20 protein-coding genes and 1 pseudogene are annotated in these 26532 nt (G+C 59.5%); 9 read left to right on the top strand and 12 right to left on the bottom strand.

Annotated features, from left to right (window positions below; translation table 11 throughout):
- Positions 1 to 165 precede the first annotated feature (165 nt).
- Positions 166 to 708, bottom strand: coding sequence for an acyloxyacyl hydrolase (locus ACYQ1A_RS19940; protein WP_499365122.1), 543 nt, complete (start codon positions 706 to 708; stop codon positions 166 to 168).
- 214 nt (positions 709 to 922) lie between these two features.
- Here ACYQ1A_RS19940 and argA point away from each other — a divergent pair, with 214 nt between their 5' ends.
- The 3 genes from argA to ACYQ1A_RS19925 all read left to right on the top strand — a co-directional run bounded on the left by argA (position 923) and on the right by ACYQ1A_RS19925 (position 6031).
- Complete coding sequence (argA, locus tag ACYQ1A_RS19935; RefSeq protein ID WP_499365121.1) at positions 923 to 2239, top strand: amino-acid N-acetyltransferase; 1317 nt, start codon at positions 923 to 925, stop codon at positions 2237 to 2239.
- A 225-nt stretch (positions 2240 to 2464) separates the two neighbouring features.
- On the top strand, positions 2465 to 5293 hold the full coding sequence (locus ACYQ1A_RS19930; protein ID WP_499365117.1) for an EAL domain-containing protein: 2829 nt from the start codon (positions 2465 to 2467) through the stop codon (positions 5291 to 5293).
- A gap of 123 nt (positions 5294 to 5416) precedes the next feature.
- Entirely contained in the window at positions 5417 to 6031 is a 615-nt protein-coding gene (locus tag ACYQ1A_RS19925) for a LysE family translocator (RefSeq protein WP_499365112.1), read from the top strand.
- Positions 6032 to 6049: 18 nt separating this feature from the next.
- Here the strand turns inward: ACYQ1A_RS19925 and fba are convergent.
- The 3 genes and pseudogenes from fba to purL form a co-directional block, all read right to left on the bottom strand.
- Positions 6050 to 7048: pseudogene (fba, locus tag ACYQ1A_RS19920) on the bottom strand (class II fructose-bisphosphate aldolase); the annotation flags it as partial.
- Between the two features lie 255 nt (positions 7049 to 7303).
- Positions 7304 to 7612, bottom strand: a complete 309-nt coding sequence (locus ACYQ1A_RS19915) for a hypothetical protein (RefSeq protein ID WP_499365108.1) — start codon at positions 7610 to 7612, stop codon at positions 7304 to 7306.
- Positions 7613 to 7811: 199 nt separating this feature from the next.
- The gene (purL, locus tag ACYQ1A_RS19910; protein ID WP_499365103.1) at positions 7812 to 11759 is read right to left on the bottom strand and encodes a phosphoribosylformylglycinamidine synthase; all 3948 of its coding nucleotides are present in this window, start codon (positions 11757 to 11759) and stop codon (positions 7812 to 7814) included.
- Between the two features lie 518 nt (positions 11760 to 12277).
- Between purL and ACYQ1A_RS19905 the strand changes: the two genes are divergently transcribed.
- A complete protein-coding gene (locus tag ACYQ1A_RS19905) occupies positions 12278 to 14788 on the top strand; it encodes a family 20 glycosylhydrolase (protein WP_499365099.1) in 2511 nt (836 codons plus the stop codon).
- A 147-nt stretch (positions 14789 to 14935) separates the two neighbouring features.
- Here ACYQ1A_RS19905 and ACYQ1A_RS19900 read toward each other — a convergent pair whose 3' ends face one another.
- The gene (locus tag ACYQ1A_RS19900; RefSeq protein WP_499365097.1) at positions 14936 to 16537 is read right to left on the bottom strand and encodes an alpha-amylase family glycosyl hydrolase; all 1602 of its coding nucleotides are present in this window, start codon (positions 16535 to 16537) and stop codon (positions 14936 to 14938) included.
- Between the two features lie 162 nt (positions 16538 to 16699).
- On the opposite strand from ACYQ1A_RS19900, the gene ACYQ1A_RS19895 reads away from it, so the two are divergent.
- A complete protein-coding gene (locus ACYQ1A_RS19895) occupies positions 16700 to 17386 on the top strand; it encodes a glutathione S-transferase (protein WP_499365094.1) in 687 nt (228 codons plus the stop codon).
- A gap of 17 nt (positions 17387 to 17403) precedes the next feature.
- Here the strand turns inward: ACYQ1A_RS19895 and ispF are convergent, their stop codons facing one another.
- The 5 genes from ispF to rnhA form a co-directional block, all read right to left on the bottom strand.
- Positions 17404 to 17877, bottom strand: coding sequence for a 2-C-methyl-D-erythritol 2,4-cyclodiphosphate synthase (gene ispF, locus ACYQ1A_RS19890; RefSeq protein ID WP_499365091.1), 474 nt, complete (start codon positions 17875 to 17877; stop codon positions 17404 to 17406).
- Positions 17868 to 18365: a GAF domain-containing protein gene (locus ACYQ1A_RS19885; protein WP_499365088.1), complete on the bottom strand. Its 498-nt coding sequence runs from the start codon at positions 18363 to 18365 to the stop codon at positions 17868 to 17870. The genes ispF and ACYQ1A_RS19885 overlap by 10 nt, the downstream gene beginning before the upstream one ends.
- Positions 18358 to 19065 carry a 2-C-methyl-D-erythritol 4-phosphate cytidylyltransferase gene (gene ispD / locus ACYQ1A_RS19880; protein ID WP_499365085.1) on the bottom strand — a complete coding sequence of 236 codons (708 nt, stop codon included), beginning with the start codon at positions 19063 to 19065 and terminating at the stop codon, positions 18358 to 18360. Before ispD ends, ACYQ1A_RS19885 begins: the two co-directional genes overlap by 8 nt.
- On the bottom strand, positions 19062 to 19802 hold the full coding sequence (gene dnaQ, locus ACYQ1A_RS19875) for a DNA polymerase III subunit epsilon (protein WP_062222913.1): 741 nt from the start codon (positions 19800 to 19802) through the stop codon (positions 19062 to 19064). Before dnaQ ends, ispD begins: the two co-directional genes overlap by 4 nt.
- A 71-nt stretch (positions 19803 to 19873) precedes the next feature.
- Positions 19874 to 20323 (bottom strand): ribonuclease HI, encoded by a 450-nt coding sequence (gene rnhA / locus ACYQ1A_RS19870; RefSeq protein ID WP_499365081.1) that lies wholly within the window; start codon positions 20321 to 20323, stop codon positions 19874 to 19876.
- A 36-nt stretch (positions 20324 to 20359) separates the two neighbouring features.
- Between rnhA and ACYQ1A_RS19865 the strand changes: the two genes are divergently transcribed.
- Positions 20360 to 20686: a hypothetical protein gene (locus tag ACYQ1A_RS19865; RefSeq protein ID WP_062222915.1), complete on the top strand. Its 327-nt coding sequence runs from the start codon at positions 20360 to 20362 to the stop codon at positions 20684 to 20686.
- 12 nt (positions 20687 to 20698) lie between these two features.
- Here the strand turns inward: ACYQ1A_RS19865 and ACYQ1A_RS19860 are convergent, their stop codons facing one another.
- Entirely contained in the window at positions 20699 to 21484 is a 786-nt protein-coding gene (locus ACYQ1A_RS19860; RefSeq protein WP_062222916.1) for a class I SAM-dependent methyltransferase, read from the bottom strand.
- On the opposite strand from ACYQ1A_RS19860, the gene gloB reads away from it, so the two are divergent.
- Together gloB and ACYQ1A_RS19850 are read left to right on the top strand one after the other, a co-directional pair.
- A complete protein-coding gene (gloB, locus tag ACYQ1A_RS19855; RefSeq protein ID WP_062222918.1) occupies positions 21483 to 22247 on the top strand; it encodes a hydroxyacylglutathione hydrolase in 765 nt (254 codons plus the stop codon). The genes ACYQ1A_RS19860 and gloB overlap by 2 nt on opposite strands.
- 101 nt (positions 22248 to 22348) lie before the next feature.
- Positions 22349 to 23998, top strand: a complete 1650-nt coding sequence (locus tag ACYQ1A_RS19850; protein ID WP_499365075.1) for a lytic transglycosylase — start codon at positions 22349 to 22351, stop codon at positions 23996 to 23998.
- An 84-nt stretch (positions 23999 to 24082) separates the two neighbouring features.
- On the opposite strand, the gene ACYQ1A_RS19845 is transcribed toward ACYQ1A_RS19850, so the two are convergent.
- On the bottom strand, positions 24083 to 24811 hold the full coding sequence (locus ACYQ1A_RS19845) for a PEP-CTERM sorting domain-containing protein (RefSeq protein WP_499365072.1): 729 nt from the start codon (positions 24809 to 24811) through the stop codon (positions 24083 to 24085).
- A gap of 329 nt (positions 24812 to 25140) precedes the next feature.
- On the opposite strand from ACYQ1A_RS19845, the gene ACYQ1A_RS19840 reads away from it, so the two are divergent.
- Positions 25141 to 26523: a glycosyl hydrolase family 18 protein gene (locus ACYQ1A_RS19840; RefSeq protein ID WP_499365069.1), complete on the top strand. Its 1383-nt coding sequence runs from the start codon at positions 25141 to 25143 to the stop codon at positions 26521 to 26523.
- Positions 26524 to 26532: the final 9 nt, after the last annotated feature.

Raw genomic sequence — 26532 nt, 5'->3', positions numbered from 1 at the left:
ACAAGCGGTTAAAGGTGTACGAGGCGCAAGCCGAACATCAAACCAAGCGCCGCAGGCTCAAGCGGTCAAGGGTTTACACCAAAAGCCACTCCCCCACCCCATTCGCAAACCCCAAACAACAAGGGCCGCAATCGCGGCCCGTTTATCTGTGTTTAACCCGGCTATTTAGAAATGATAGCCATAGCGCAAGAACATGAAATCAATCCCCGGATTCGGCTTGTCGATGCCGGCGTTCGAGAAATGATGGAAGTTAAAGCCCAGTTCCTGATGACCCTTATCAAAGGAACAACCCACGCCTACGCGATCGCTGAACTGACCATGCGAAGTCATATCGTGATCTTCAGCAACCTTGTGCTCAGTCAGATAAGCCACGCCCACGCCGCCTTCGATAAACGGGTTACACCAGTTGTTGTTGGCGTGAAACTGGTAGCGGAACATCGGCACGATATCCACATCGTAATCGGTCGAATTGGACGGGCGGAACTTGCCAGCGGCGAATTCCCAATAGCCGGTCAGGCTACCCACCGAAGTGTCGAACCAGTTAACGCCCCAGTCTTTGGTAACCGAAATGCGATAGGTATTGGGCTTCAGGTCGCTGGTCGGACGCGTGGTCTGGCCGACGGCGAAAGTGATCGAGTCAACGGGTGCGGCTTGCACGCAGGCAGAAGCAGCAACCACCAATAATGAGAAGAGTCTGAGTTTTTTCATGGCGAGGAATCTTACTCCTGCGACTATCGATTTTGGGCAGAAATTTGTGCGCATGTGGTTGCAAGACGATTCCTACAGGCGCGCACCTGTATCGTATGGCCTGTGCAAGGCGGCGGGCTGATTGCAAATCGATACAGCCACAGGCCGCAAACCCGCGCCGATTATGCCCTACAATCCAGTTTTTCGATGTCCCTGCCCCACCGCGGAGTAATGAATGCAACCTGATGATTTCGTGCAATGGTTTCGCCAGGCCGCCCCGTATATCCACGCATTCCGTGGCAAGACCTTTGTCATTGCCCTCGGTGGCGAGGTGGTACGAGATGGCCGCTTCTTTACGCTAACCCACGATATCAACCTGTTGACCAGCCTGGGCGTACGCCTGGTGCTGGTGCATGGCGCGCGGCCACAGATCGAAACGCGCATGGAAGAGCGCGGCCTCGACGTTCATTACCATAAAGGCGTGCGGGTGACCGATGCGCAAACGCTGGAATGCGTAATCCAGGCGGTCGGCCAGGTGCGGGTTGATATCGAATCGCTGCTCTCTATGGGTCTGGCTAATTCGCCGATGGCCAATGCGCACATCCGGGTTTCGGCCGGTAACTTTATTACGGCGCAACCGATGGGCGTGCGCGACGGGCTGGATCTGCTCTACACCGGCGAAGTGCGCAAGATAGATACCACCGCCGTTAACTACCGGCTGGAGGATGGCGAACTGGTGTTGTTGTCCACGCTCGGTTATTCGCCCACCGGCGAAGTGTTCAACCTGACGCTGGAAGACGTCGCCACCAGCGCCGCCATTGCGCTGCGCGCCACCAAACTGTTGTTCCTGTTTGGCCACGAAGGCGTGGTCGATCAACGCGGCAATCTGCAAACCGAACTGACCGCGCTGGAAGCCGAAGAATTTCTGGCCGCCAATCCCAATGTCAACGAAGACGTGCGGCTGTACCTGCCTCAGGCCATCCGTGCGGTACGGCGCGGTGTGGCGCGGGCACATCTGGTTAGCCACAATGTGGACGGCGGCTTACTGATGGAGTTGTTCAGTCACGAAGGCATAGGCACCATGATCTCGCGGGAAACGCTGGAGACCATGCGCCAGGCCGTGATTGATGATGTCGGCGGCATGCTGCAGCTGATCGAGCCGCTGGAAGAACAAGGCGTACTGGTCAAGCGCGGGCGTGAGTTGCTGGAGCGCGAAATCAATCGTTATTCGGTGCTGGAACACGACGGCAAGATCATCGGTTGCGTGGCCATCCATCCTTTCCCTGACAGCAAGATGGCCGAGATGGCCTGTCTGGTGGTGCATCCGGATTATCGCGACGAAGACCGTGGCGCGGTGTTGCTGCGACATGTTGAATTGCAGGCACGTAGCCAGGGCATGGAATCGTTGTTTGCACTAACGACCCGCACCTCGCACTGGTTTGTGGAGCGCGGGTTTACGCAGGCTACGGTCGATGAATTGCCGATCGAAAAAAAGAACCTCTACAACTATCAGCGGCGCTCCAAGGTATTCATCAAGCCGCTCAAGAATTAGGCAAAAACGCGACAACAAAATGGCCCCTCAGTGGGCCATTTCACCGGCGACAACGGTAAGGTTTGCTTGCATCCACAATTTATGACACGCTCATAAAGTTTGCTGGCTTACAGACAGCACGGACGGTTTCATGTTGTCAGAGCACGCCTACAGCAGGCGCTGGCCTGCCGGCATGGCCGAATCGCTTATCCGCATTGACTGCTTCTTGCGAGGTTCTGGCCCGAAATGCCCTTTGTGCCCATCCCTGGTTCGCTGCGTGCCCGGCTGATCGTTGCCGGCATCCTCGTTCAGAGCGTGGTGCTGGCGTTTCTGCTGTTCAATACGTCGCGTATCTGGAACGACATGGTGGCGCACAACACGGATGTGCGCGTCAACGAACTGTCGCAGTTATTGCAGGCCGCCCTGGCCACGCCGATTGCCAATGGCGACATGGCACACACCTCAGAATTGCTTGATGCCTTGCGCGGCCCCGAGGGGATCGACTACCTGGTATTGCTGGACAAGCAACGCCATATCGTCGCGGCGCGCGGCTGGGATGTGTCGCAACCTTTGCCCGCGCCCACCCCACGTTCTGTCTGGCAAGACCTGCCGCCGCTGATCCACGTGGCGGTGCCGATCAAATATGGCAATGAAACCCTTGGCACGCTGCGCTTTGGTTTGTCCGGCCAGGACACGCGCGATGGCATCCAGAACCTGATCCTGCAGAATTCGCTCAGCATGATCGTCGGCATGATCTTGTCCGCCGTGCTGATGGGTTTGCTCGGCTTCTGGCTAACGCGCCATCTCTATCGCTTGATTACCGCGGTCGAAACCGCCAGCCGGGGCCAGTTGGCCGAGATTCCGGTGCCGCCGGGCAGCGACGAAATCTCGCGCCTGACCGGGCGCTTTAACGATATGACGGCCAGCATCCGCGCCAATATGCTGTCGCTGCAACTGAGCGAAGCGCGCTACAAAGCCATCGCCGAATGCACCTATGGCGTCGAATTGTGGCTGGGCCCGGAAGGCCGCCTGGCCTGGGTTAATGCCTCGGTCACGCCGCTCACCGGCTACAGCGTTAACGAATGCATGATGCTGGGCGATTTTCCGTTTACCCTGGCGATGGCCGAAGAACGCGGCCGGCTGGTGCAGACGCTGCAAGCCGCGCTCAAACAAGCCACCTCTGAAGCTGACTTTGAATTCCGCGCCGTACGCCGCGATGGCAGCCTGTTCTGGGCCGCGCTGGCATGGCAGCCGTTACGTAATACCAATGGCGAATATCAAGGTTTGCGCCTGAGCTTGCGCGATAACTCCGCGCTTAAAGAAGACCGGCTCGCGCTCAAAAAAGCCGTACAGGAATTACGCCAGTTGCAGGCGCTCGGCGACAGCTATCTGCATCGGGCCGAGCAAGAACGCGCCCGCCTGACCGCCCTGCTCGCCGCGATGCGCTTTGGCGTGTTGTTTGTCGATGAGCACAATCGCATCGTGTTCTATAACCCGGCCTTTGCCGATCTGTGGGGCCTGGATAATCTTGGCAATCTGGATGGCAAACCCATCGGCCAGATTCTGCAACAAGCCGACAACCGCCCTGATCTGGGCGATATCGTCATCCATTACCTGGAAGAAATCGCGCCGGGCGAAGACCGCGTTGACTATGGCGAGCTGACCATGCACGACGGCCGCGCGGTGACGCAGCAATGCTATCGCGTGGCGGGCCAGCACAATCACGCCGGCAAGATGTGGGTGTACGAAGATGTTACGCAGCAACGCCAGATGGCCGAGCGCATGATCAATCTGGCCGAGCGCGACGCGCTGACCGGCTTGTACAACCGCCATCGCTTCCAGCAAGAGCTGGAACGCATGGTGTCAGAGGCTGACCGCCGCCAGACCGCCATGGCGCTGCTGTTTTTTGATCTGGACGAATTCAAATACGTGAACGACACCTTCGGCCACGCCGTGGGCGATGAATTGTTGAAAACCATTGCCAAAGAAATCGGCCTGCAAGTGCGGCGGCATGAAGTGCTGTCGCGCCTGGGCGGCGATGAGTTTGCAATTCTGGTGCCGGATTGCAACGAGTTTGAAGTCGGCAAGCTGGCCGAGCGCATCGCCGGTGCCGTATTGCAAATCCAGTTTGCGGTGGATGGCCATCAGTTGCGGCCATCCTCCTCGGTGGGTGTGGCCATGTTTCCGCAGCACGCCACCACGCCGGGCGAACTGGTGGCGCATGCCGATTCCGCCATGTACCAGGCCAAGGCCGCCGGCAAAGCCACGTGGCGCATGTATCGCCCCGACGCCGACGTATCGCGCAGCGCCTTTAACCGCCTGAGCTGGAAAGACCGCATTATGCAAGCGCTTGAATCCGATGGGTTCGAGCTGCATTACCAGGGCATCTACGACGTAAACACGCGTGAGCTGGAGCATCTGGAAGCGCTGGTGCGGATGAAGGACGTGCAGAATCCGGGCGGCGTAATCATGCCTGGCCACTTTATTCCACATGCTGAAAAGACCGGCAAGATCGTCGATATCGACCGCTGGGTGATCAAGCGCACGGTCGAATTGCTGGCGGCGCGACCGAATATTCCGTCGGTGGCCATCAACGTATCGGGCCGCTCGTTTGATGAACCGGCGCTGCCAGAATTTATCGGCTCGCTGCTGCGTTTGCATTGCGTTGATCCGCGCCGCTTGCTGGTGGAATTGACCGAAACCGCGGCTGTGTCGGATATGCGCGATGCCCAGCGCTTTATTGATGCGCTGCGTGCCACCGGATGTACGGTGTGTCTGGACGACTTTGGCAATGGCTTTGCTTCGTTTGCGTATCTGAAGCAACTGAAAGCCGATGTGCTGAAGATCGACGGCTTTTTTATCCGCGATCTGCCGCATGACCACGACAGCCAGGTGTTTGTGCGCGGCATCGTCGCCATGGCGCGCGATATGGGCAAGACCACCATCGCCGAGTTTGTCGAGAACGAAGCCATCTACAACATGCTGGTGGATATTGGCGTGGATCTGGTGCAAGGCTATTACCTCGACAAGCCGACCCGCGACCACCCGGCATTACGCGACGCCGCTGCCGCCTGATCAATCTGATGCCTGCAGCTCCGCCGGCATCGTGCCTGGCGGATTCCCTGTTGCCGCATCGTCATGCAAAATGCATGAACCTCGCTGAACCTGACCTTCTGGTCCCCTTCCAAGGAACAACGCATGCGCCTCGACCTCTGGCTGGCTTTTATCGCCACCACCCTGCTGATCTCCGCCACGCCGGGGCCGAATATGCTGCTGATGCTGTCGCATGGCACGCGCTATGGCTGGCAACGCACGCTGGCAACCATGGCCGGCGCGCTGTCGGGTCTGGCCATCCTGTTTACGCTGTCGGCGTTTGGCCTGGCCGCGATTCTGGCGGCGTCGGCCACGCTGTTTATGCTCTTGAAAATCGTTGGCGCGGCTTACCTGGTCTATCTGGGCGTGCAATGCTGGCGGGCCGGTTCCAGCCTGCAATTGCCGCGCGCCGATGGCGAATCAGCAGCCCGGCGTTATCGTCTGGGGCTGACGGTGGCGCTGTCCAATCCCAAAGCCATTTTGTTTGCCGGTGCGTTTCTGCCGCAGTTTGTGGATCCGAACCTGCCGCAACAACACCAGTGGACGGTGCTGCTGACCACCTTCTTTTTTATCGAAGGCTCCTGGCAAATTGCCTACGCCGCGGGCGGTGCCAAGCTGGCCGCCTGGCTGGCCAGCCCGCGCCGCATCAAGCTGTTTAACCGTGGCTGCGGCGGCGCGTTTTTTGCAGTGGGCGGTTTGCTGGCCCTGGCACGGCGCTAAGTTGCACCCCCATCAAACACGGATTTTGCTGGCCATCCCGGCGCTGCCGAAGGCTTCGTAGCGCTGGGTGCAGACCACCGCCATCGCCGCGATGGCGGGCTTGAGCCAGGCGCGTGGATCAAAGTCGGCCGGGTTCGTCGCAAAATGTTTGCGCACCGCCGCCGTCATCGCCAGGCGCAAATCGGTATCGATATTGATCTTGCGCACGCCATAGCGGATGGCGCGCTGGATTTCTGTGACCGGCACCCCCCATGTGGATTTAAGCGCGCCACCAAACTCGCGTAATTCCGCCAGCAGCTCTTGCGGTACGCTCGATGCGCCATGCATGACCAGATGCGTATCAGGAATCGCAGCGTGGATGGCCTTGATGCGCTCGATGGCCAACACTTCGCCGGTGGGCGGCCGGGTAAACTTGTACGCCCCGTGGCTGGTGCCAATGGCAATGGCCAGTGCATCCACGCCGGTGAGCTCGACAAATTCGCGTGCTTGTTCGGGGTCAGTCAGCATCTCCTCACGCGACAACTGCCGCTCGGCACCAACGCCATCCTCCGCCTCGCCATGCCCGGTTTCCAGACTGCCAAGGCAACCGAGTTCGCCTTCCACCGACACGCCCTTCTGATGCGCCAGCTGGACCACTTCGCGCGTAATCATTACGTTGTAATGGAAATCTGCAGGCGTCTTGCCATCTTCGCGCAGGCTGCCATCCATCATCACGCTACTAAAGCCGAGCTTTACCGCACTCATGCACACGGCCAGGCTGGTGCCGTGGTCTTGATGCATGACCACGGGCAGATGCGGGTACGAGGCCACCGCGCCTTCGATCAATTGTTTGACGAACAGCTCACCGGCGTATTTGCGCGCCCCGCTGCTGGCCTGCAGGATGACCGGGCTATGCGTGGCGTCGGCGGCCTGCAGAATGGCGTGGATCTGTTCGAGATTATTGACGTTGAAGGCGGGCACGCCGTAGTCATGTTCAGCGGCGTGGTCGAGCACTTTGCGTAGCGAGACAAGGGGCATGGCGGTTCTCCGGGTGATTGTGTTGCAGCGCAATACAATCTAGCGGGACACCGCCACAGCCGAATCGGGACTATCGTCATTGCGGCTTACGCCATTGCCGAAAGCCCCATGACCACTGCAGGGACGGGACACATCGATATGCCCCGACGCAGCGCTTATCACATAGGGTGGGTCTGGACCCACCCTCCAAAGCCGCATAGCAAGCGTCGCGCATTGTTATGCCACTTGGGGCGGTGGGTCTTGACCCACCTTATGTCATTGCGCTTTGTAGCACTGTTGTTTGTTGATCAGTTCATCCAGCGCGGCCAGACGCTTTTTGCGGCCCAACGTAATGGTGCCAGTCTCGCGGTCGATCGGGTCTTTCTTGAGCGCGTCGCGTTCCTTGATCAAATCGGCGCAGTTGGCTTTGGCTTGAGCCTCCGCCGCTTGTGACGCGGCATCGGGCTTGGGTTGTTCCTTGACCGATTGGGGCAGGCTTAAATCCAGTTTGGGCGCGTCGTCGGCCAGTGCGGGCATGACCGCCAGCGCCAGCAGCGCATAAGACAAGTAGCGTTTTAAATACATGGGGAGGCTCCGGGCGGTGTTTATGGGTTTTATACAGCGCGGCGAGCGCGGCTGTTCCATGGGTTATAGCCGTAAAAAAAGGCGATGTGATCATCGCCTTTTTCTTTGCGCTTAACTTTGCGCTAACCCGGTACCGGGTGACATCCGCCGGACGCCGGAGCCAACGCAGGATAAATCCGACTGCCGTAGCGGGCCGGGATTAGCCCAGCCACTTGCGCGCGTTGCGGAACATGCGCATCCACGGGCTATCTTCGCCCCAATGTTCCGGATGCCAGCTCATGTTAACGCTGCGGAATGTGCGTTCCGGGTGCGGCATCATCAAGCTGAAGCGGCCATCTGCGGTCGTTACGCCGGCCACGCCTTTGGGGCTGCCATTGGGGTTAAGCGGATAGCGCTCGGTGGCTTTGCCCGCGCTATCGACATAACGCATGGCCACAATCGCCTTGCCCAGATCACCTTGCTGGCTGAAATCAGCAAAGCCTTCGCCGTGCGACACCACCACCGGCATCTTGCTGCCGGCCATGCCGCTAAAGAACAGCGACGGCGATTCCGGCACTTCCACATTCACCAGCCGCGCCTCGAATTGCTCCGACTTGTTGCGGGTAAATTTGGGCCAGTCTTGCGCGCCCGGGATGATGCCCGCCAGGTTGGCCATCATCTGGCAACCGTTACACACGCCCAGGCCGAAGGTATCGCTGCGGCCAAAGAACGCTTCAAATTCAGCACGCGCCCGTGCGTTAAACAGAATGGACTTGGCCCAGCCTTCGCCCGCGCCCAGCACGTCGCCGTACGAGAAACCACCGCAAGCGGCAAAGCCCTGGAAGTCGGCCAGGCTGATGCGGCCCGAGATGATGTCGCTCATATGCACGTCAACCGCGCGGAAACCGGCGCGGTCAAACGCTGCGGCCATTTCCACGTGGCCGTTCACGCCCTGCTCACGCAACACCGCGATGCCCGGACGCACGCCCTTGGCAATGTACGGCGCGGCAATATCTTCGGACGGCTCAAACGACAGCGTGGCGATCAGACCCTTATCCTGCTTGTCTTCGATGCGAGCAAATTCGGCATCGGCCACGGCCGGGTTGTCACGCAAACGTTGAATGCGATAGCTGGTTTCGCTCCAGGCTTTTTGCAGTTCAACGCGCGTTTCGTCCAGCAGCAGACGGTTGCGCTTTTTGATCTTCAGGCGGTCATCGTGGTTGAGCGTACCAATCACGTGCAGTTCGCTGCGGATGCCCACATTGCTGAAGGCGGCGATAACAGCTGCGGTATCGCTGCGCTTGACCTGCAGCACCGCGCCAAGTTCTTCGTTAAACAGCACGCCCATCACGCGACCGTTTTCGGCCTTCTCGATGGATTCTTGCGTCTGTTCGTCTTCTTCACGCGCACGGCGACGACGTTCGATACACAGTTCGTCAATTTCCAGCGTCACGCCAACGTGGCTCGCAAACATCATTTCGGCCACCGCCGCCACCACGCCACCATCCGAGCGATCGTGATAAGCCAGGATGCGGCCTTCGGCGTTCAGCTTCTGGATGATTTCAAAGAATGATTTGAGACGCTCCACGCTGACCACATCAGGCGCCCATTGGCCAACCTGGTTGTACACCTGCGCCAGCGCCGAACCGCCCAGGCGACACTTGCCATCGCCCAGATCAATCAGGATCAGATCGGTATCAAACTCGGGCTTCAGCATCGGCGTCAGCGTTTTGCGCACGTCGGTGACCGGGGCAAAGGCCGAGATGATCAGCGACAGCGGCGAGATCACTTGTTTCTGCTCGCCGTCATCGTTCCACACCGACTTCATCGACAGCGAATCTTTACCCACCGGAATGCTGACGCCCAACTCGCGGCACAGCTCCAGGCCCACGGCCTTGACCGTGTCGTACAGATTGGCGTCTTCACCGGCGTGGCCGGCAGCAGCCATCCAGTTGGCCGACAGCTTGACGTCGCCCAGCTTGGCGATCGGCGCGGCGGCCAGGTTGGTCAGCGCTTCGCCCACGGCCATGCGGCCCGAAGCGGGTGCGTTGATCAGCGCCACCGGCGTGCGTTCGCCCATGCTCATGGCTTCGCCCAGCACGGTGTCGTAACCCATGGTGGTGACGGCCACGTCGGCCACCGGAACCTGCCACGGACCCACCATCTGGTCGCGCACGGTCATGCCGCCCACCGAGCGGTCACCGATGGTGATCAAAAAGGATTTATTGGCCACGCTGGGCAGACGCAACACGCGGAAGGTGGCGTCTTTCACTTCGAGGTCGGACGTGTTGAACACCGGGCGTTCCACCGGCTTGCGCGTCACATCACGCGTCATCTTGGGCGGTTTGCCCAGCAACACATTCATCGGCATATCGACCGGGCGATTGCCGAAGTGGTCATCTTCCACGATCAGTTGTTTTTCTGCGGTGGCATGGCCGACCACAGCAAACGGGCAACGCTCGCGTTCGCAGATGGCGGCAAAGTCATCAATCGAATCGGGCATGATCGCCAGCACGTAGCGTTCTTGCGATTCGTTGGACCAGATTTCACGCGGGGCCATGCCGTGTTCTTCGATATGCACCTTGCGCAGGTGGAACACCGCGCCACGGTCCGCGCCGTCCACCAGCTCGGGGAAGGCGTTGGAGATGCCGCCTGCGCCCACGTCATGGATAGACAGGATGGGGTTGTTGGCGCCCAGCTGCCAGCAGCGGTCAATTACTTCTTGCGCGCGACGCTGGATTTCCGGGTTGCCACGCTGCACCGAATCAAAGTCGAGATCAGCTGCGTTGGCGCCAGTGGCCATCGAACTGGCCGCACCGCCGCCCATGCCGATCAGCATGCCAGGGCCGCCAATCTGGATCAGCAACGCGCCATCGGGCAGATCGTTCTTGCCAATGTGGATGGCGCTGATATTGCCGAGGCCGCCCGCCAGCATGATGGGCTTGTGATAGCCGCGACGCTCGCCTTGCCAGGTTTCTTCAAAGGTACGGAAATAGCCGGCCAGGTTGGGGCGACCAAATTCGTTGTTGAACGCGGCCGCGCCGATCGGGCCTTCGATCATGATCTGCAGCGGCGACGCAATGCGTTCCGGCTTGCCGTATTGCTCGGTTTCCCACGGCTGCAATGCGCCCGGAATATTGAGGTTGGACACGGTAAAGCCCGACAAACCCGCCTTGGGCTTGGAACCACGGCCGGTGGCGCCTTCATCACGGATTTCGCCGCCGGAACCGGTGGCCGCGCCAGGGAAGGGCGAGATCGCGGTCGGGTGATTGTGCGTTTCCACCTTCATCAGAATGTGGGTGGATTGCTCAACGTAGTTGTATTCGGCGCTGCCCGGCTGCGGAAAGAAGCGGCCAATAGTGGCGCCTTCAATCACCGACGAGTTGTCGTTGTAGGCCACCACGGTGCCTTCCGGATGCGCCTTGTGCGTTTCGCGGATCATGCCAAACAGCGAATACGGCTGTTCTTCGCCATCAATGACAAAGTCAGCGTTAAAAATCTTGTGACGGCAATGTTCCGAGTTGGCCTGGGCAAACATGGTCAGTTCAACGTCGGTGGGATTGCGGCCCAGCTTTTTATAGTTTTCGACCAGGTAATCGATTTCGTCATCCGACAGGGCAAAACCGCTGTCGATATTGGCCTTGGCCAAGGCCTCGCGCCCACCGGCCAGGATATCGACACTGGACAGTTCGCGCGGCGCGTAGTGGTGGAACATGTCCTGGCAGGCATCCAGCGATTCGAACACCTGTTCGGTCATGCGGTCATGCACCAGCGGCAGCAGCGCGGCTTTTTCCGCGTCGGACAGCGGCTGGCCGTCTTTGCTGGCGTACACGGCAATGCCGCGTTCGATGCGGGTGATTTTTTCCAGACCACAGTGATGCAGGATGTCACTGGCTTTGGAGGACCACGGCGAGATGGTGCCCAGACGCGGTAGCACCAGCAGCAGAGTGCCCACGGCGGCGTCGGTTTGCGCCGGTTCGCCGTAATGCAGCACGCGCGCCAGCGTATCTTGCTCGGCGGCATCCAGCGGCTGTGTGGTTTCGGCAAAGTGCCAGAATTCGGCGTAGATCGCTGCTTTGATCCCTTGTTCGGCCAGCGCGGCCTGGAGTTTTTCGACGCGGAACGCAGAAAGCGCGGTGCCGCCGCGCAGCTTGAGGACATCAGCCATGTGTAGGGTCCGGATTTGGCAGAGGTAAACGGAGGCGTAATTGTACCGAAAATGCGTGCTTTGCGGCTGTCCGATTGGCCTGCGTTTGGCCCCAACTGACGCCCGCATCACGCTTTTGCAATCAGATTTGTATCAAACCGCCGATCCAGGCAAAAAAACCACGCCTAGGGTGTTTCTACTAGGCAATAAGAAAATGCTGATGCAGCATCTGTCCGGGCGGCATGCCAAAAAGACTTTGCTGTGATTGCCCGGATCGAATCACAAGCCCGCACAAAGGCCTACGCTACACCCACAACACGGCCACCCAAAGGCCGGAGAACCCCATAGGGTGGGTCAAGACCCACCAATCAAAGCCGCCTGCAAAAGCCAGTTGCTTTGCTTACCGCCTGGTTGGTCGGTTTAGCCGCTGCCGCGCTGAGGTCGCGCACTTGGCGAACCACTTTGGCTGGTGGGTCTTGACCCACCCTATGGGTATCAGATTTTTTCAGGATTCAGGATTCGTCGAGGAAACAAACCAAATGACCCGTCCCGCAGGTAGCCAGCTCAAGCTGACATGGCAAAACATCGGCAATCATGTCGATGGCGACAATTTCGAGTGCGAACTCACGCTGACCAATCATTCCGCCACGGCGCTGTCGGGCAATGACTGGGCAATCTATTTCAGCTTCTGCCGCAAAGTGCACCCCGATTCGGTGACGGGCGGCGTGGGCATCAAACATATCAACGGCGATCTGTGGCAACTGACGCCCACGGCCGACTTTGGCACGCTGGAACCGGGCGCCAGCCGCAAGATCACCTATCGCGGCATGTTCTGGGTGATCCAGAACACCGACGCCCCGCTCGGCTTTTATATCGTGTACGACGATGGCACCCCGGCCGCACACGCCTCGGCGATTGGGGACCCGGAAATCATCGCGTTTACCCGCCCGGAACAACGCAATCGCAACCTCAACGACAAAGTAACGCCGGTAACTGCCGCCAGCCGCTTTGACGACAACGCCATGCTCAGCCTGCTGCCCACAGCGCAAACCGGCCTGATTACGCCCAAGCCGCTGTCGCTGACCAAGGGCCACGGCGAATTTCTGATCGACGCCGCCACGCTGATCGTGCATAGCGATGATCTGGCCGCCGAAGCCGCCTTTCTGCAACAAAGCCTGGCTGACCTGGGCGTGCGTCCGTCACGCGCCGCGGCCGGTGCGGGCATTACGCTGCAGATTGGCTCGGTTGAAGTCAAAGGCCACACCGGCGCGGCGGAAGAAGCCTATCGCCTGGAAGTGACCAGCGCTGGCATCAGCATTACCGGCGCCAGCGCTGCCGGTGTGTTCAATGGCATTCAAAGCCTGCGCCAGTTGCTGCCGGTCAGTGCCTGGGTTAACCCCGCGCCGACGCTGGCCGTGCCCGCCGTCATCGTGGTCGACGCACCGCGCTTTGCTTATCGCGGCATGCATATCGATGTGGGCCGTAACTTCTCCAGCAAAGAAACCGTGTTGCGCCTGCTGGAAGTGATGGCGCTGTACAAGCTGAACAAATTCCACTTTCACATCACCGATGACGAAGGCTGGCGTATCGAGATTCCAACGCTGCCCGAACTGACCGAAATCGGCAGCCGCCGCGGTTTTACGCTGGACGAAACCGACCAGGTGGTGCCGAGCTTTGGCTCGGGCGCGGTGGCCGAAGGTTCGCACGGCACCGGCTTTTACACACGCGCTGACTTTATCGAAATCCTGCGCTTTGCTACTGATCGCCATATCGAAGTCATCCCCGAAATCGACGTGCCGGGCCACGCCCGCGCCGCGATCAAGGCGATGAATACGCGCCATCAACGCCTGCTGGCGCAAGGCCGCGTCAACGAAGCCGAAGAATATTTGCTGGCTGATTTTGATGACGAATCAAAGTACGAATCGGTGCAGTTGTGGCACGACAATGTGATCTGCATCGGCCGCGAATCGGCGTATCGCTTTATCGAAACCGTGGTCAGCGACTTGCACGCCATGTTTGAAGAAGCGGGTGCGCCGTTCAAGGCCCTGCACACCGGTGGCGACGAGATTCCGCACGGCGCATGGGAAGGCAGCCCGATCTGCAAAGCGTTTATGGCCGAGCAAGGCTTTGAAACCATTCAGCAATTGCAGGATTACTTCCTCGGCCGTTTCCGCGACGTACTGCAACGGCATGGCCTGGCGGTGGCGGGTTGGGAAGAAATTGCGCTGATCAAGGAGCAGCAAGCCGACGGCAGCCACAAGCTGGCGCCGAACCCGAAATTTACCGACGCCAATTTCCGCCCGTATATCTGGAACAACGTGTGGGGCTGGGGCCAGGAAGATATCGCATACCAGCTGGCCAATGCGGGCTACAAGGTGGTGCTGAGCAACGTTACCGATCTGTACTTTGATCTGGCGTATGCCAAAGACCCGGAAGAGCCTGGCTATTACTGGGGCGGCTTTATCGAGACGCGTAAGCCGTTCTGGTTCTGCCCGCTGGATATTTACACCACGGCCACCACCAACCTGTTCGGGCATGACCTGGATCGGAAACAGCTCGACGCCATGGCGCGGCTGACCGATACCGGCACGCAGAATGTGCTGGGTATCCAGGGCCAGCTGTGGGGTGAAAACGCACGTAATGCCGGTCGCGTGGAATATCTGGCTTGCCCACGGATTATTGCGCTGGCCGAACGCGCCTGGGCGGCTGATCCGGGCTGGACCTTTATCGCCGATGCGGCCGCACGCAACGACAAGATGAACGCAGACTGGAACGAGTTTGCCAACCGCCTGGGCCAGCGCGATTTGGTGCGGCTGGATGGTTTCCTTGGCGGTTACGGCTATCGCATTCCGTTGCCGGGCGCCAAGCTGGACGGCGGCAAGCTGCACGCCAACGTCAGCGCCCCGGGCCTGACCGTGCGCTACACCACCGATGGCAGCGAGCCGACGGTGTTCAGCGCGATTTACGGCGAACCGGTTGCGGTAAAAGGCGAGATCAAGCTGGCCACGTTTAACAGCACCGGCCGCAAGAGCCGCACCGTGACGGTTTAAGCAGCGCTATCGAAACGAACGGTAGGGTGCGTTACCCGCAGGGCAACGCACATTTCGGTTACCGTGGACGCTGGATGGCCCCTAACGGGGCCAGGGCCTTCGGCCCCAAAATGTGCGTTGCCCCTACGGGGTAACGCACCCTACGTTTTATTGCACGCGTTGCAACACCAGCGCTTGTTGCGGCACCAGTTTGACGGTGTCGCCCGTCACGGCTTGCGATAAGGCGCTGCTGCTGAACAGCGGCGCCCATTGCTTGCCGGCCAGATCGCCCTTCAGCGCAAACTCAGCCGGTTTGCGGCTGTAGTTCAGCAGCACCAGCACTTGCTTGCCGTCTTTCTCCCGCACATACGCCATCACCGCGTCGTCTTCTTCGCTCAACACGCGCAGGCTGCCGGTCTGCAATGCCACTTGATTACGGCGCAAGGCGATCAGGCTGCGATAGGTTTCCAGCAACGACCCCGGCTGCCCGGCCTCGGCGGCCACATTGCGCCGCTGATAATCATTGCCCAACGCGCGGAACGGTTTGACCTTGGAGAACCCGGCAAACGCGCTGCCATCCCATGCCATCGGGCCACGCAAACGCTGGTCATCGTATTGCACCGGTTCGCTAAAGGTCTGACCGATTTCTTCGCCGTAATACAAAAACGGAATACCGGGCAAGGTTAATAGCGTGGCGGCCGCCAGTTTATAAGCGCCCGGATCATCGCCCAATTGCTGACCAATGCGCGCGCCCGCAAAGCTATCGTGATTGGACAAAAACGTGGCCATGCGCGGCATGGGTTTTTGTTTTAGATAGTCATACAGCGGGCCCATAGAACGGCCCATCTGCACGCTTTTAATAATTGAAGTCTGCAAGCCAAAGGCAAAAGCACTGCCCGCCGAATCGCTGGCCGAAAACTCCGCCGGTGCGCTTGGCACTTCGGCCACCATATAACGCTTGCCGTACTGATTAAGCAGATCGCGAATCTTGCGCATGATGGCGTGATTCTCCGGCTGGTTTTCCCACAGATTGGGGCCGTTTTCAACCAAAGCGCCCACGGCATCAAAGCGGAAACCATCCACGCCGCGATTCATCCAGAAACGCAGATTGTCCAGATGGAATTCCAGTACCTGCGGATTGCGGAAATTAAAGTCCGGCATGATGCTGGCAAAGGCGCCGTAGTAATAACCGCTTTTGCCGGCGTACCAAGGGTCCCCGCCATAAGTCACCCAGCCTTTGGGCTTTTTATCACTCCACACATACCAGTTGCGCCATGGCGAGGCCGGATCGCTATTAGCGGCGGTAAACAGCGGATGTATATCCGAGCTGTGATTGATGACGTAATCCAGAATCACGCCTATGCCACGCTTGTGCGCTTCGGCGACAAAGTGGTCGAAATCGGCCAGCGTGCCGTAATCGTGTTCGATATCGCGGTAATTGGTCACCGCATAACCGTGGTCATGATCGGAGCTTTGATAGATCGGCAATAACCACACGCCGGTAATCCCCAGCGCTTGCAGATAATCCAGCCGTTGCGTCAGCCCTTTAAAGTCGCCTATGCCGTCGCCATTGCCGTCCTGATATGACCGCACCAGGATTTCCATAAACACGCCGCGCTGCTGCCAATCAACCGGCAGGCCGCTGTCTTTAATCTGCACCGGCACCGCGCCAATATCAGCGGGGGCGGCGGGTTCTCCGGCAAACAGCGGGGCGCCGATCAGGGTGGTGGCCAGACCGGCCAGTTTCAGCTTGGTAAAGGGCGAACTCATCAAAAAGTCTCCTGCGTTGCGCGCAGCATAGTCTCAAACCGTTTTGAATGCTTATAAGGCCTATCCCGGAGGACCGATATGCGCCAATCGCCGACACGCCACGCGCGCAATCCAGGCTAAAGTCAGGGCCAGCTTTTAAAAACACCTTGCGGAACCCCGACGATGATAACCGTGCATCACCTCAACAATTCGCGCTCGCAGCGCGTGTTATGGCTGCTGGAAGAACTGGGCGTGCAATACGAAATCGTGCGTTATCAGCGCGATGCCAAAACCATGCTGGCGCCGCCCGAATTGCGCGCGATTCATCCGCTGGGCAAATCGCCGGTGATTACCGATGACCGTGATGGCGCACCGGTGGTGATTGCCGAATCGGGTGCCATCATCGAATACCTGCTGGATAACTATGGCGAAGGCTGGTTGCGTCCGGCCAGCAATACGCCGGAACGGCTGCGCTTTACCTATTGGCTGCACTATGCCGAGGGCTCGATCATGCCGCTCCTGGTCATGAGCCTGGTCTTCAACAAGATGCCGGAACAACCGATGCCGTTCTTTATCCGGCCGGTGGTGCGCGGTATTGCCAGCAAGGTCAAAGCGGTGTTTTTAGGGCCGCAACTTAAAACGCATCTGGCGTTTATTGAGGGCGAATTAAACAAGAGCACCTGGTTTGCCGGAGAAGAATTCTCGGGGGCGGATATCCAGATGAGTTTTGCCATGGAAGCGGCCAATGCGCGCAGCGGCTTCAGCAAATATCCCAAAGCCCAAGCATGGCTGGAGCGGATCCATGCTCGCCCCGCCTATGCGCGCGCCCTGGAGAAAGGCGGACCTTTCTCGCTGGGCGATCCGGCTTGATCAGATTGATCTACTGATCAGACGGGCAACAACAAACAGACGGCCTGGGCTTCGACGGCTTCGGATAGGCCGACCGGGCCCAGTTTTTCGTAGGTTTTGGCTTTAACGTTGACTTGATCGGCTGCAATCCCGAGGTCAGCCGCGATATTGGCCACCATGGCCGGAATATGCGGCGCCATTTTCGGGCGCTGAATCAGAATGCTGGCGTCGACATTGCCCACTTTCCAACCGGCCGCATTCACGCGCTTGACGGCCTCGCGCAATAACACGCGGCTGTCCGCGCCTTTGAATTCGGCGGCGGTATCCGGAAAATGCCGGCCGATATCGCCCAGGCCTGCCGCGCCCAATACCGCATCCGTAATCGCGTGCAACAAGGCATCGGCATCCGAATGGCCCAGCAGGCCCAGCTCAAACGGAATGGTGACGCCGCCCAGGATCAGCAAGCGATCGGGCACCAGGCGGTGCACATCCCAGCCCTGACCTATGCGCATGCCACGGCCTCGGTTTGCGTCACGATGGCGGCCACTTGCTCCAGCCATTCTTTATCGATGGCGTCGTAGGTGTTCAGCTCAATCGAATCGACATCCAGCACCGCGATCACCTTGCCGCTGGCGTCATGCAGCGGCACCACGATTTCGGAACGCGACAGCGATGAGCACGCAATATGACCCGGAAAGGCGTCGACATCGGGCACCACTAGCGTTTCGTTACGCGCCCAAGCGCCGCCACACACACCCTTGCCATGCGCAATGCGCGTGCAGGCAATCGGCCCCTGGAACGGCCCGAGTACCAGTTCATCGCCCACCACGCGATAAAAACCGGTCCACAGCCAGCCAAAGGTTTGTTGCAATGCGGCCACGGCGTTGGCCATGCGCGCGATTTCGTCGTTTTCGCCGTCGAGCAGCGCGCGGATTTGCGGCACCAGCGCGGCGTATTTAGCGGCCTTGTCGCCGTTCTCAATAATCAGATTTTCAGCCATGCGGCGCTTCCTTGCGTTGTTGCAGGATCAGGCTAGCCAGATGCAGATCCTGCGGGTAAGTCACTTTGAGATTCCACGGGCTGCCGTGCACCAGGCGCGGGGCGTGGCCCTGCTGCTCCATGGCGCTGGCTTCATCGGTAATGTGGGCTTCGGAGACGTGATCCAAAGCGCCGGCCAGCGGGCCGACGCGAAACATCTGCGGCGTTTGCGCCTGCCACAAGCCATCGCGCGGGCGGGTGGCGGCGATATGCTGGTCGGCCGAGGCCTGCTTGAGCGTATCGGCCACCGGCACCGCCAGGATGCCGCCCACCGCATCGTCGAACAGCGTATCGATCAGCTGATCCACCAGTTCCGGCGCAATACAGGGGCGCGCGGCGTCGTGCACCAGCACCCAGTCTTGCGGATTCTGGCCAGCGGCGGCCAAAGCGTTAAGGCCATTGCGCACGCTGCGGGCGCGGGTGTCGCCGCCACAGCGCAATACGGTCAGTCGCGTAAAGTCGGACCAATCAAACTGATCCCAATACTCATCGTCGGCACTCAGCACCACCACTATGCGCTGCAGCCGCGCTACGGCGTGCAAGGCGGTGAGCGTATGCCAGATCAGTGGCTGGCCCAGCAAAGGCAAATATTGTTTGGGTTGGGCCACGCCCATGCGGCTGCCGCTGCCTGCGGCGGGCAACAGCGCAATACAGGCGCTCACGCTGCGGCCTCGGCCGGAACAGGCGGCGCTTCGATGGCGTGCCACAGACATTGGCCTTTGACGATCTTGTCCAGATCGTTGAGATAACTCTCATGCAAGGCCAGCTCTTCGGGCGTCGGCAGGCTGATCTTGAGCGGCCCACGCGCGGCGCGCACCACAATCTGACCATTGCTGTCGGTGCTGCCATCGTTGACGAAATCCATCAGCAGACTGTCCTGGCCGCGCGTCATCGCCAGATAGACTTCGGCCAGCAGCTCACAGTCGATCAGCGCGCCATGCAACACCCGCGCCGAGCGATCGACTTCAAAGCGGTCGCATAACGCATCCAGGCTATTACGTTTGCCAGGGAATTGATCTTTGGCCATGGCCAGCGTGTCGACCACGCTGTGCACATAATCCTGAATCTTGCCGCGCTTGAGCTTGCCCAGTTCGTGGTTCAGAAACGCCACGTCAAACGGTGCGTTATGGATGATCAACTCGGACCCGCGCACGAACTCCAGAAACTGGTCGACCACCTGCGCAAAGCGGGGTTTGTCCGCCAGAAAATCGCTGGTCAGGCCGTGGACATTCAGCGCGCCCTCTTCGCTATCGCGTTCGGGGTTGATGTACAGATGCAGGTGCACATCGGCGGCAGACACTTTGCGATCGATCATTTCGACCGCAGCAATTTCAAGAATGCGGTTGCCGTCTTCCACGCGTAAGCCCGTGGTTTCGGTATCCAGAAGAATTTGACGCATATGCGACTGCCCAACCTTTTCTAAACAGACTCAAAACAAAACAACTTCGTCACCACCGGCCGAGGCCGCGCTTAGCGCAACGGACGCCCCAGCACGGATTCAACGCCACGATTGGCCAGTTGATCGGCGCGCTCGTTGAATTCGTGCCCGCTGTGGCCTTTGACCCACTGCCAGGTCACCTTGTGGCGCGCCACTTCGGTGTCCAGCCGCTGCCACAGATCGGCGTTCTTGACCGGCTTTTTGTCGGCCGTCTTCCAGCCGTTGCGTTTCCAGCCATGAATCCAGCTTTCGATGCCATTCTTTACGTATTGCGAATCGGTATAGATGACGGCATCGCAGGCACGGGTCAGGATGCCCAGACCCTGGATGACGGCCATCAATTCCATCCGGTTATTGGTGGTATGTGCTTCACCACCAAACAATTCTTTCTCTTGTGCGCCATAACGTAATAAAGCGCCCCAACCGCCGGGGCCCGGGTTGCCCTTGCAGGCTCCGTCGGTATAAATCTCTAATGTGGCCATTCAAAATCCATTAATAAAACCAACCGGGAGAACCCCATGCGCGTCGCCCTGCTCGCCCTGACCCTTACCGCCGCCACTCTGGCCGCGCCGGCGCTGGCTGCTCCCTTCTGTTTGTGGAAAGTGCCTGCCAGCAAAGATGTCGCGGCGCGCTACGAGCGCTATCTGAACCTGACCGTGGTGCAATACGTTGATCTGACCGACAGCGACGTGCACATCGTGTTTGGCGGCGGCAACCTCGGCAGCGGCCATGATCTGCATATCACCATCAAGAATCGCGCCGACGGCTTGCGCATTTTGCAAGACCTGGCCGACACCGCCCGCGCTTGCGATAAAGATGCGCCCACGCCGCTGGCCAAATCCTGAACGCAGTCGCGACTACGGCTTGCAACGATCCTTGGCGGCTTGTTCACGCAAACGCTCGATGCGCGCATCGCTCACCTTGTCGATCGCGGCCGCCGGGGCCGTGGTCGGGGTGGGCACGCGCCGCCACTTGGGTTCGATCATGCGCACGCCGCGCACACGCTTCACCACATCCAGACAATAAACGCCGCCAGCGGCAGGCCACCAGCGATCACCCGCGTCTTCCAGAAACTTTGAACGCGCCAGCCATTTCTCGCGCTGCACCGGCAAGCTGTACAACAGATATTCGCCGCGCATGCTTTCCAGATTCAGCAAAGACAACCAGTCCTTCAGCCGGGGCAAAGAGATAAACTGCCCACGCCACGGCACTTCGTGCTGCTTGTGCTTAAAGCGCTTGAGCCCCCACAAACTCCACGGATTAAACCCGGTGATCAGCAAACGCCCTTCCGGCACCAGCACGCGTTCGGCCTCTCGCAAGACCTGATGCGGATCGGCGCAGTAATCAAGCACATGCGGCATCACCAGCAAATCAATCGACTGCGCCTCAAACGGCAGAAACTCGCCGCAGCACCGCACGCGGGTGCCAGCAGACTGGCCGACCAGCGTGCGCCAGGGCATGCGGTTGGCGCGCAGGCAATCCATCTGCGGCAATTCCAGCTGCACCGCCTTATAACCAAAGATGTCAGCGGTGGTCCGATCAAACCATGCGGCCTCTTCGGCCAGCAGATAGCGGCCTAGCGGGCTTTGCAGCCACTCGGCAAAATAGTCGAACGTATTTTCCACACCAACGGGCATGTCCATGTTCAAGATCACCCCGATTCCGATTCTGGATACGAATTATATCTGGCTTTTGCACGATGACCGCCATGCGTTTGCAGTCGACCCCGGCGAGGCCCCGCCCTTGCTGGCGTATCTGGATGAGCATGGCCTGAGCCTGGCGGGCATCCTGATTACGCATCATCACGGCGATCATACCGGGGGCCTGGCGCAACTGGCGCAGGCGGCGCCCTGTCCGGTGTATGGACCGGGCCATATTGCCCTGGTTACCCAGCCGGTGGCAGAGGGCCAGACGCTGGAGGTGCTGGGCACGCCGCTGGAGATACTGGCGGTGCCGGGCCATACGCTGGATCACCTCGCCTATTACGCTGCGGGCACGCCCGGTGCGCTCTTTTGCGGTGACACCTTGTTTGCCGCCGGTTGTGGCCGCTTGTTTGAAGGCACGCCCGAGCAGATGTTTGCCTCGCTGCAAAAGCTGGCCGCCCTGCCCGCAGAGACCCGCGTCTGCTGCACGCATGAATACACGCTGGACAATTTGAAGTTTGCCTTGGCCGCCGAGCCTGGCAATCTGGATTTGCAGGCGCGTTTTGCCGCAGCCCAGTTCACCCGTGCGGCTGGCTTGCCTACTTTGCCGTCAACGCTGGCGCTGGAATTGCAGACCAATCCTTTTCTGCGTTTTGATGCCATCGGCATTAAAGAAAGTGCTTTAGCTCAAGACGCGCAAGCCACTGATCCAGTGCAGATTTTTGCAACACTGCGCCGATGGAAGGACCGTTTCCGGGCCTGATTCGTACCGCCCGGCCTGTTCAGGCCCACTCGCGCATTGACAGCGGCGGCGCCTGCCCGGCACCATCGGTGCCAATTTTGAGCATTCGCAGGGTTGTCACAATGAAATACCGACTGCTTGCAGGCCTGTTGCTGGGCCTGTTCAGTGCGGCGGCGATGGCGGAAGACATTTCCGGCAACGTAACCCGTATCGACTATCAATTGCGCGACCCGGCCTTTACGCTGTCTGACGACACCGCACAGACCGTGTCGACACTCTTTGCCGAAGACCCCGTCGCCAGCATCCATTACGACAACCTGTGGGATCGCATCCGTGGCGGCTTTGCCATGCAGGACGTTGATAGCCCGCTGGTGACCAAATGGGAAAACTATTACGCGGCGCGCCCTGATTATCTGGCGCGCATTATCGATCGCAGCTCGCGCTATCTGTATTACGTGACCAGCGAAGTCGAAAAGCGCGGCATGCCTATGGAATTTGCGCTGCTGCCGATGATCGAGAGCGCGTACAACCCCAAAGCCGAATCGACCGCTAAAGCGGCGGGCATGTGGCAGTTCATCCCGGAAACCGGCAAGCGTTACGGGCTGGAACGGACCTGGTGGTATGACGGTCGCCGTGATGTGGTCGCCGCCACCCAGGGCGCGCTGGATTATCTGCAAGAACTGTATGGCATGTTTGGCGATTGGCAGCTGGTGCTGGCCTCATACAACTGGGGCGAGAATGGCGTAGCGCGCTCTATCGCCAAAAACGAAGCCGCCGGTTTGCCGACCGATTACGCCAGCATCCGCATGCCGGACGAAACACGTAATTACGTACCCAAGTTGCTGGCCGTGCGCAATATCATCGCCAATCCGTCGGCTTATGGCATCACGCTGGCCTCCTTGCCGAACCAGCCTTACTTTGCGACGGTAACGCCCGGTCGGCATATGGATGTCAAAGTGGCCGCCGAGCTGGCCGAAGTACCGGTGGATGAATTGCTGCGGCTCAACCCGGGCTTTATCCGCCCGGTGATTGCGCACAAGGACGACCGCCAGCTGGTACTGCCGGCCAGCAAAGTGGATATCTTTGAGAAAAACCTCGCGGCCAATGGCGACAAACCTTTGCTGAACTGGCAGCCGTATGTGACGCACGCCGGGGAAAATCTCGACAAGCTGGCGACGTCCTTCGGTATTACCGTGGCCGAACTCAAGGACATCAACGACATCGGCAACCGCGAGCGTGTGGCGCGCGGTCAGACCATCCTGGTGCCGAAGAGCGCAGATATCGACGCCAGCGAGCAGCAAACCCTGGTGGCGCTGGCGGCCAACCGGGCGGCTGATCCGGTGGACACCGGCGCGCAAGATGCGCCGCGTAAAGTGCAGATCGCGCAGCCTTCGGCACGCGTGGTCAAAGTGGCGTTACGTCAGAGCAGCCAGACCGAGGCCGATGACACGCCCACCACCTATCGCGTGGCGCGCGGCGATACCGTGTTCAACATTGCCAAACGCTACGGCATCAGCGTGGCCACGCTCAAAAGCATGAATGGCCTGCGCAACAATCACATCAGCACCGGGCAGACGCTAAAGCTGGCCAGCAATGGCGCAGCGCATAAAACCAGCGACCGCGGCCAGGCGCAGCGTTATACCGTGCGCCGCGGCGACACCATGGCGTCGATTGCGCACAAGCACAATGTGGATACGGATGATCTGAAGCGCTGGAATCCGCAGCCGTTTACGCCGGGCATCCAGTTGGTGATTTATCAACCCAATGGCTAATCAGATGGACAGACCTGGCTAGCACGGGTCTGGGCGTAAAAAAGGCGTCGACGCAATGTCGACGCCTTTTTTATGCGCCAATTCTTAGCTGTTCTTGCGCATGCGCCGACGGGCTGACGCCATCAAGCCCACCAGGCCCACGCCCATCAACGCGTAAGTTTCTGGCTCAGGAACGGGAGCGGTTGCGCGTGTGCCATAAAAGTTGCCAATCTGGCTAAGCCCAAGCGTATAGATGCCTGTACCTGTGCTGCTGTCCAGTGCGCCTACTGTATAGATAAAACTACCCTTGTACTCGGTGACGCCAGTGGCGTACGTGTTCGGCGCGATCCCTTGAGAGGACTGCCCAGTCAGGCTGGAGTCCAACAGACTATCCACCCCACCATCGACCAGAGCAGGGTCGGCCGGCAGTGTAATCAGCAAGTCGTAATCAACCGTGATGGTCCCCGCGTAGCCATTTGTAGCAATGGCAAACTGCAGTCCAGTGCCTGCCCACGTGGCGGTGTCCTGGGCAATGGGCCAGTACTGCCCCAGCACATGAAAACCGAGACCATCGGAGTCCAGCGTTTGCGTTAGCGCGGCATGAGTGGTGGCAATGCTGAAATCCGTGGTGGCAGGCGCGGCGAGCCCGCCACCCGCAATGTCAGAGCCAATGATGCCGCCGGACGTTTGAGCTGGCGTGGCGTTAAGGCTCAAACCATTGCTTAACTGAATACGCGTGGTCAGATCGAAGCTTAACGGAACTACGGTGGCGTGCGCGCTGGCAGCAGCAGTGGCGAGCAACGCTGCTGCGATCAGGCTGGGGCGAAGGTTCATACAAGACTCCATGGGGCGGTTCAGGCGGAGGTGCCAAAGGTGGAGACCAATGATCTCCATGCCAATCTTGTATAGATCATAATTTACACGTTTTATTCGCGTAAGCATTGGGGCCGATGAAGGGTATATATGTTTGTCCCCGCTGATCCGCGACCTGCGGCCATTTTGTGAATGGCATCACGCATTGTGTCGGCCGGTGTCGGACAAATGCTGATTCTGCCGCCGCAGCGTTGACAGTGCTGGGAGCCTCCGCATAATCGGAACGGATGGTAAAAATACCATCGCAGTTCCTAAAACAGTACAAACAGTTGTAACCGGAGGATGTACCCATGAAGCACAAATTGTTCGCACGCGGACAAGGGAAAGTCGCGCTCGTCGCTTTGCCTGCCCTGTTGGCCTCTGCCCTCGCCATGGCTTACCCGACCTGGGTAGATGGCGGTACCTATAGCGCGGGCACCATCGTGTATTACAACGGCCATGATTACAAAGCGCTGGTCACACAGACTGATTACGCTGGCGCAGGCTGGAACCCGGCGGCAACGCCGAGTCTGTGGCAAGACCTGGGCGTAGATAGCGCAACCCCGACCCCGACCCCGACGCCTGCCCCCACACCAACGCCCACCCCAACACCCACCCCGACGCCAGCACCAACCCCGGCCCCAACGCCAGCCCCAACACCCGCGCCGACCCCGGCCCCCACGCCGACCCCCACCCCAGCGCCAACCCCTGCGCCCACGCCGACGCCGTCTGGTTCGCTGGCCAAGCACGCGCTGGTGGGTTACTGGCATAACTTCACCAATCCGAGCGGCCCGACCTTCCACATCGCCAACGTCAGCAATGACTACGACGTAATCGTGGTGGCCTTTGCCGACAACGCGGGCAACGGCAACGTCAGCTTTACGCTCGACCCCGATGCCGGCACCGAAGCGCAATTCATCGCCGAAATCGCCGCCAAGAAAGCCGCAGGCAAAAAAGTGGTGTTGTCGCTGGGCGGTCAGGACGGTTCGATTACGCTGAACAGCGCCTCCGACGTCACCAATTTTGTGAACAGCCTGTACGGCCTGATCACCAAATACGGCTTTGACGGGATCGATCTGGATCTGGAAAGCGGCAGCGGCGTAACGTCCGGCGCAGCCATCATCAACAACCTGGTCACCGGTGTTAAGCAACTGAAAGCCAAGGTCGGCAGCAGCTTCTATCTGTCGATGGCGCCTGAGCATCCATACGTGCAAGGCGGCTACATCACCTATGGCGGCATCTGGGGCGCGTATCTGCCGATTATCGACGGCCTGCGCAACGAGCTGACCGTGATCCACGTGCAGTACTACAACAACGGTGGCCTGTACACGCCGTATAACGCCAATGCCTTGCCGGAAGGTTCGGTGGACATGCTGGTGGCCGGCAGCAAGATGCTGATCGAAGGCTTCCCGCTGGGTTATGGTAATTCGGGCAGCTTTACCGGTCTGCGTCCGGATCAGGTGGCGTTTGGCGTACCAAGCGGCAACAAGTCGGCCAATAGCGGCTTTGTGACCACCGCGACCGTCAACGCGGCCGTGGATTGCCTGACCACGCTGACCAATTGCGGCACGGTTAAACCGAACCAGGCTTACCCGACCTTCCGCGGTGTGATGACGTGGTCGATCAACTGGGACAAGTACGACGGCTTTAACTTCAGCCCGGCGGTGGCGGCGCATCTGCACGCCTTGCCGTAACCCTGCCAC

The organism is Silvimonas sp. JCM 19000 (assembly GCF_054652575.1).
This window is presented reverse-complemented; position numbering and strand designations above follow the sequence as displayed.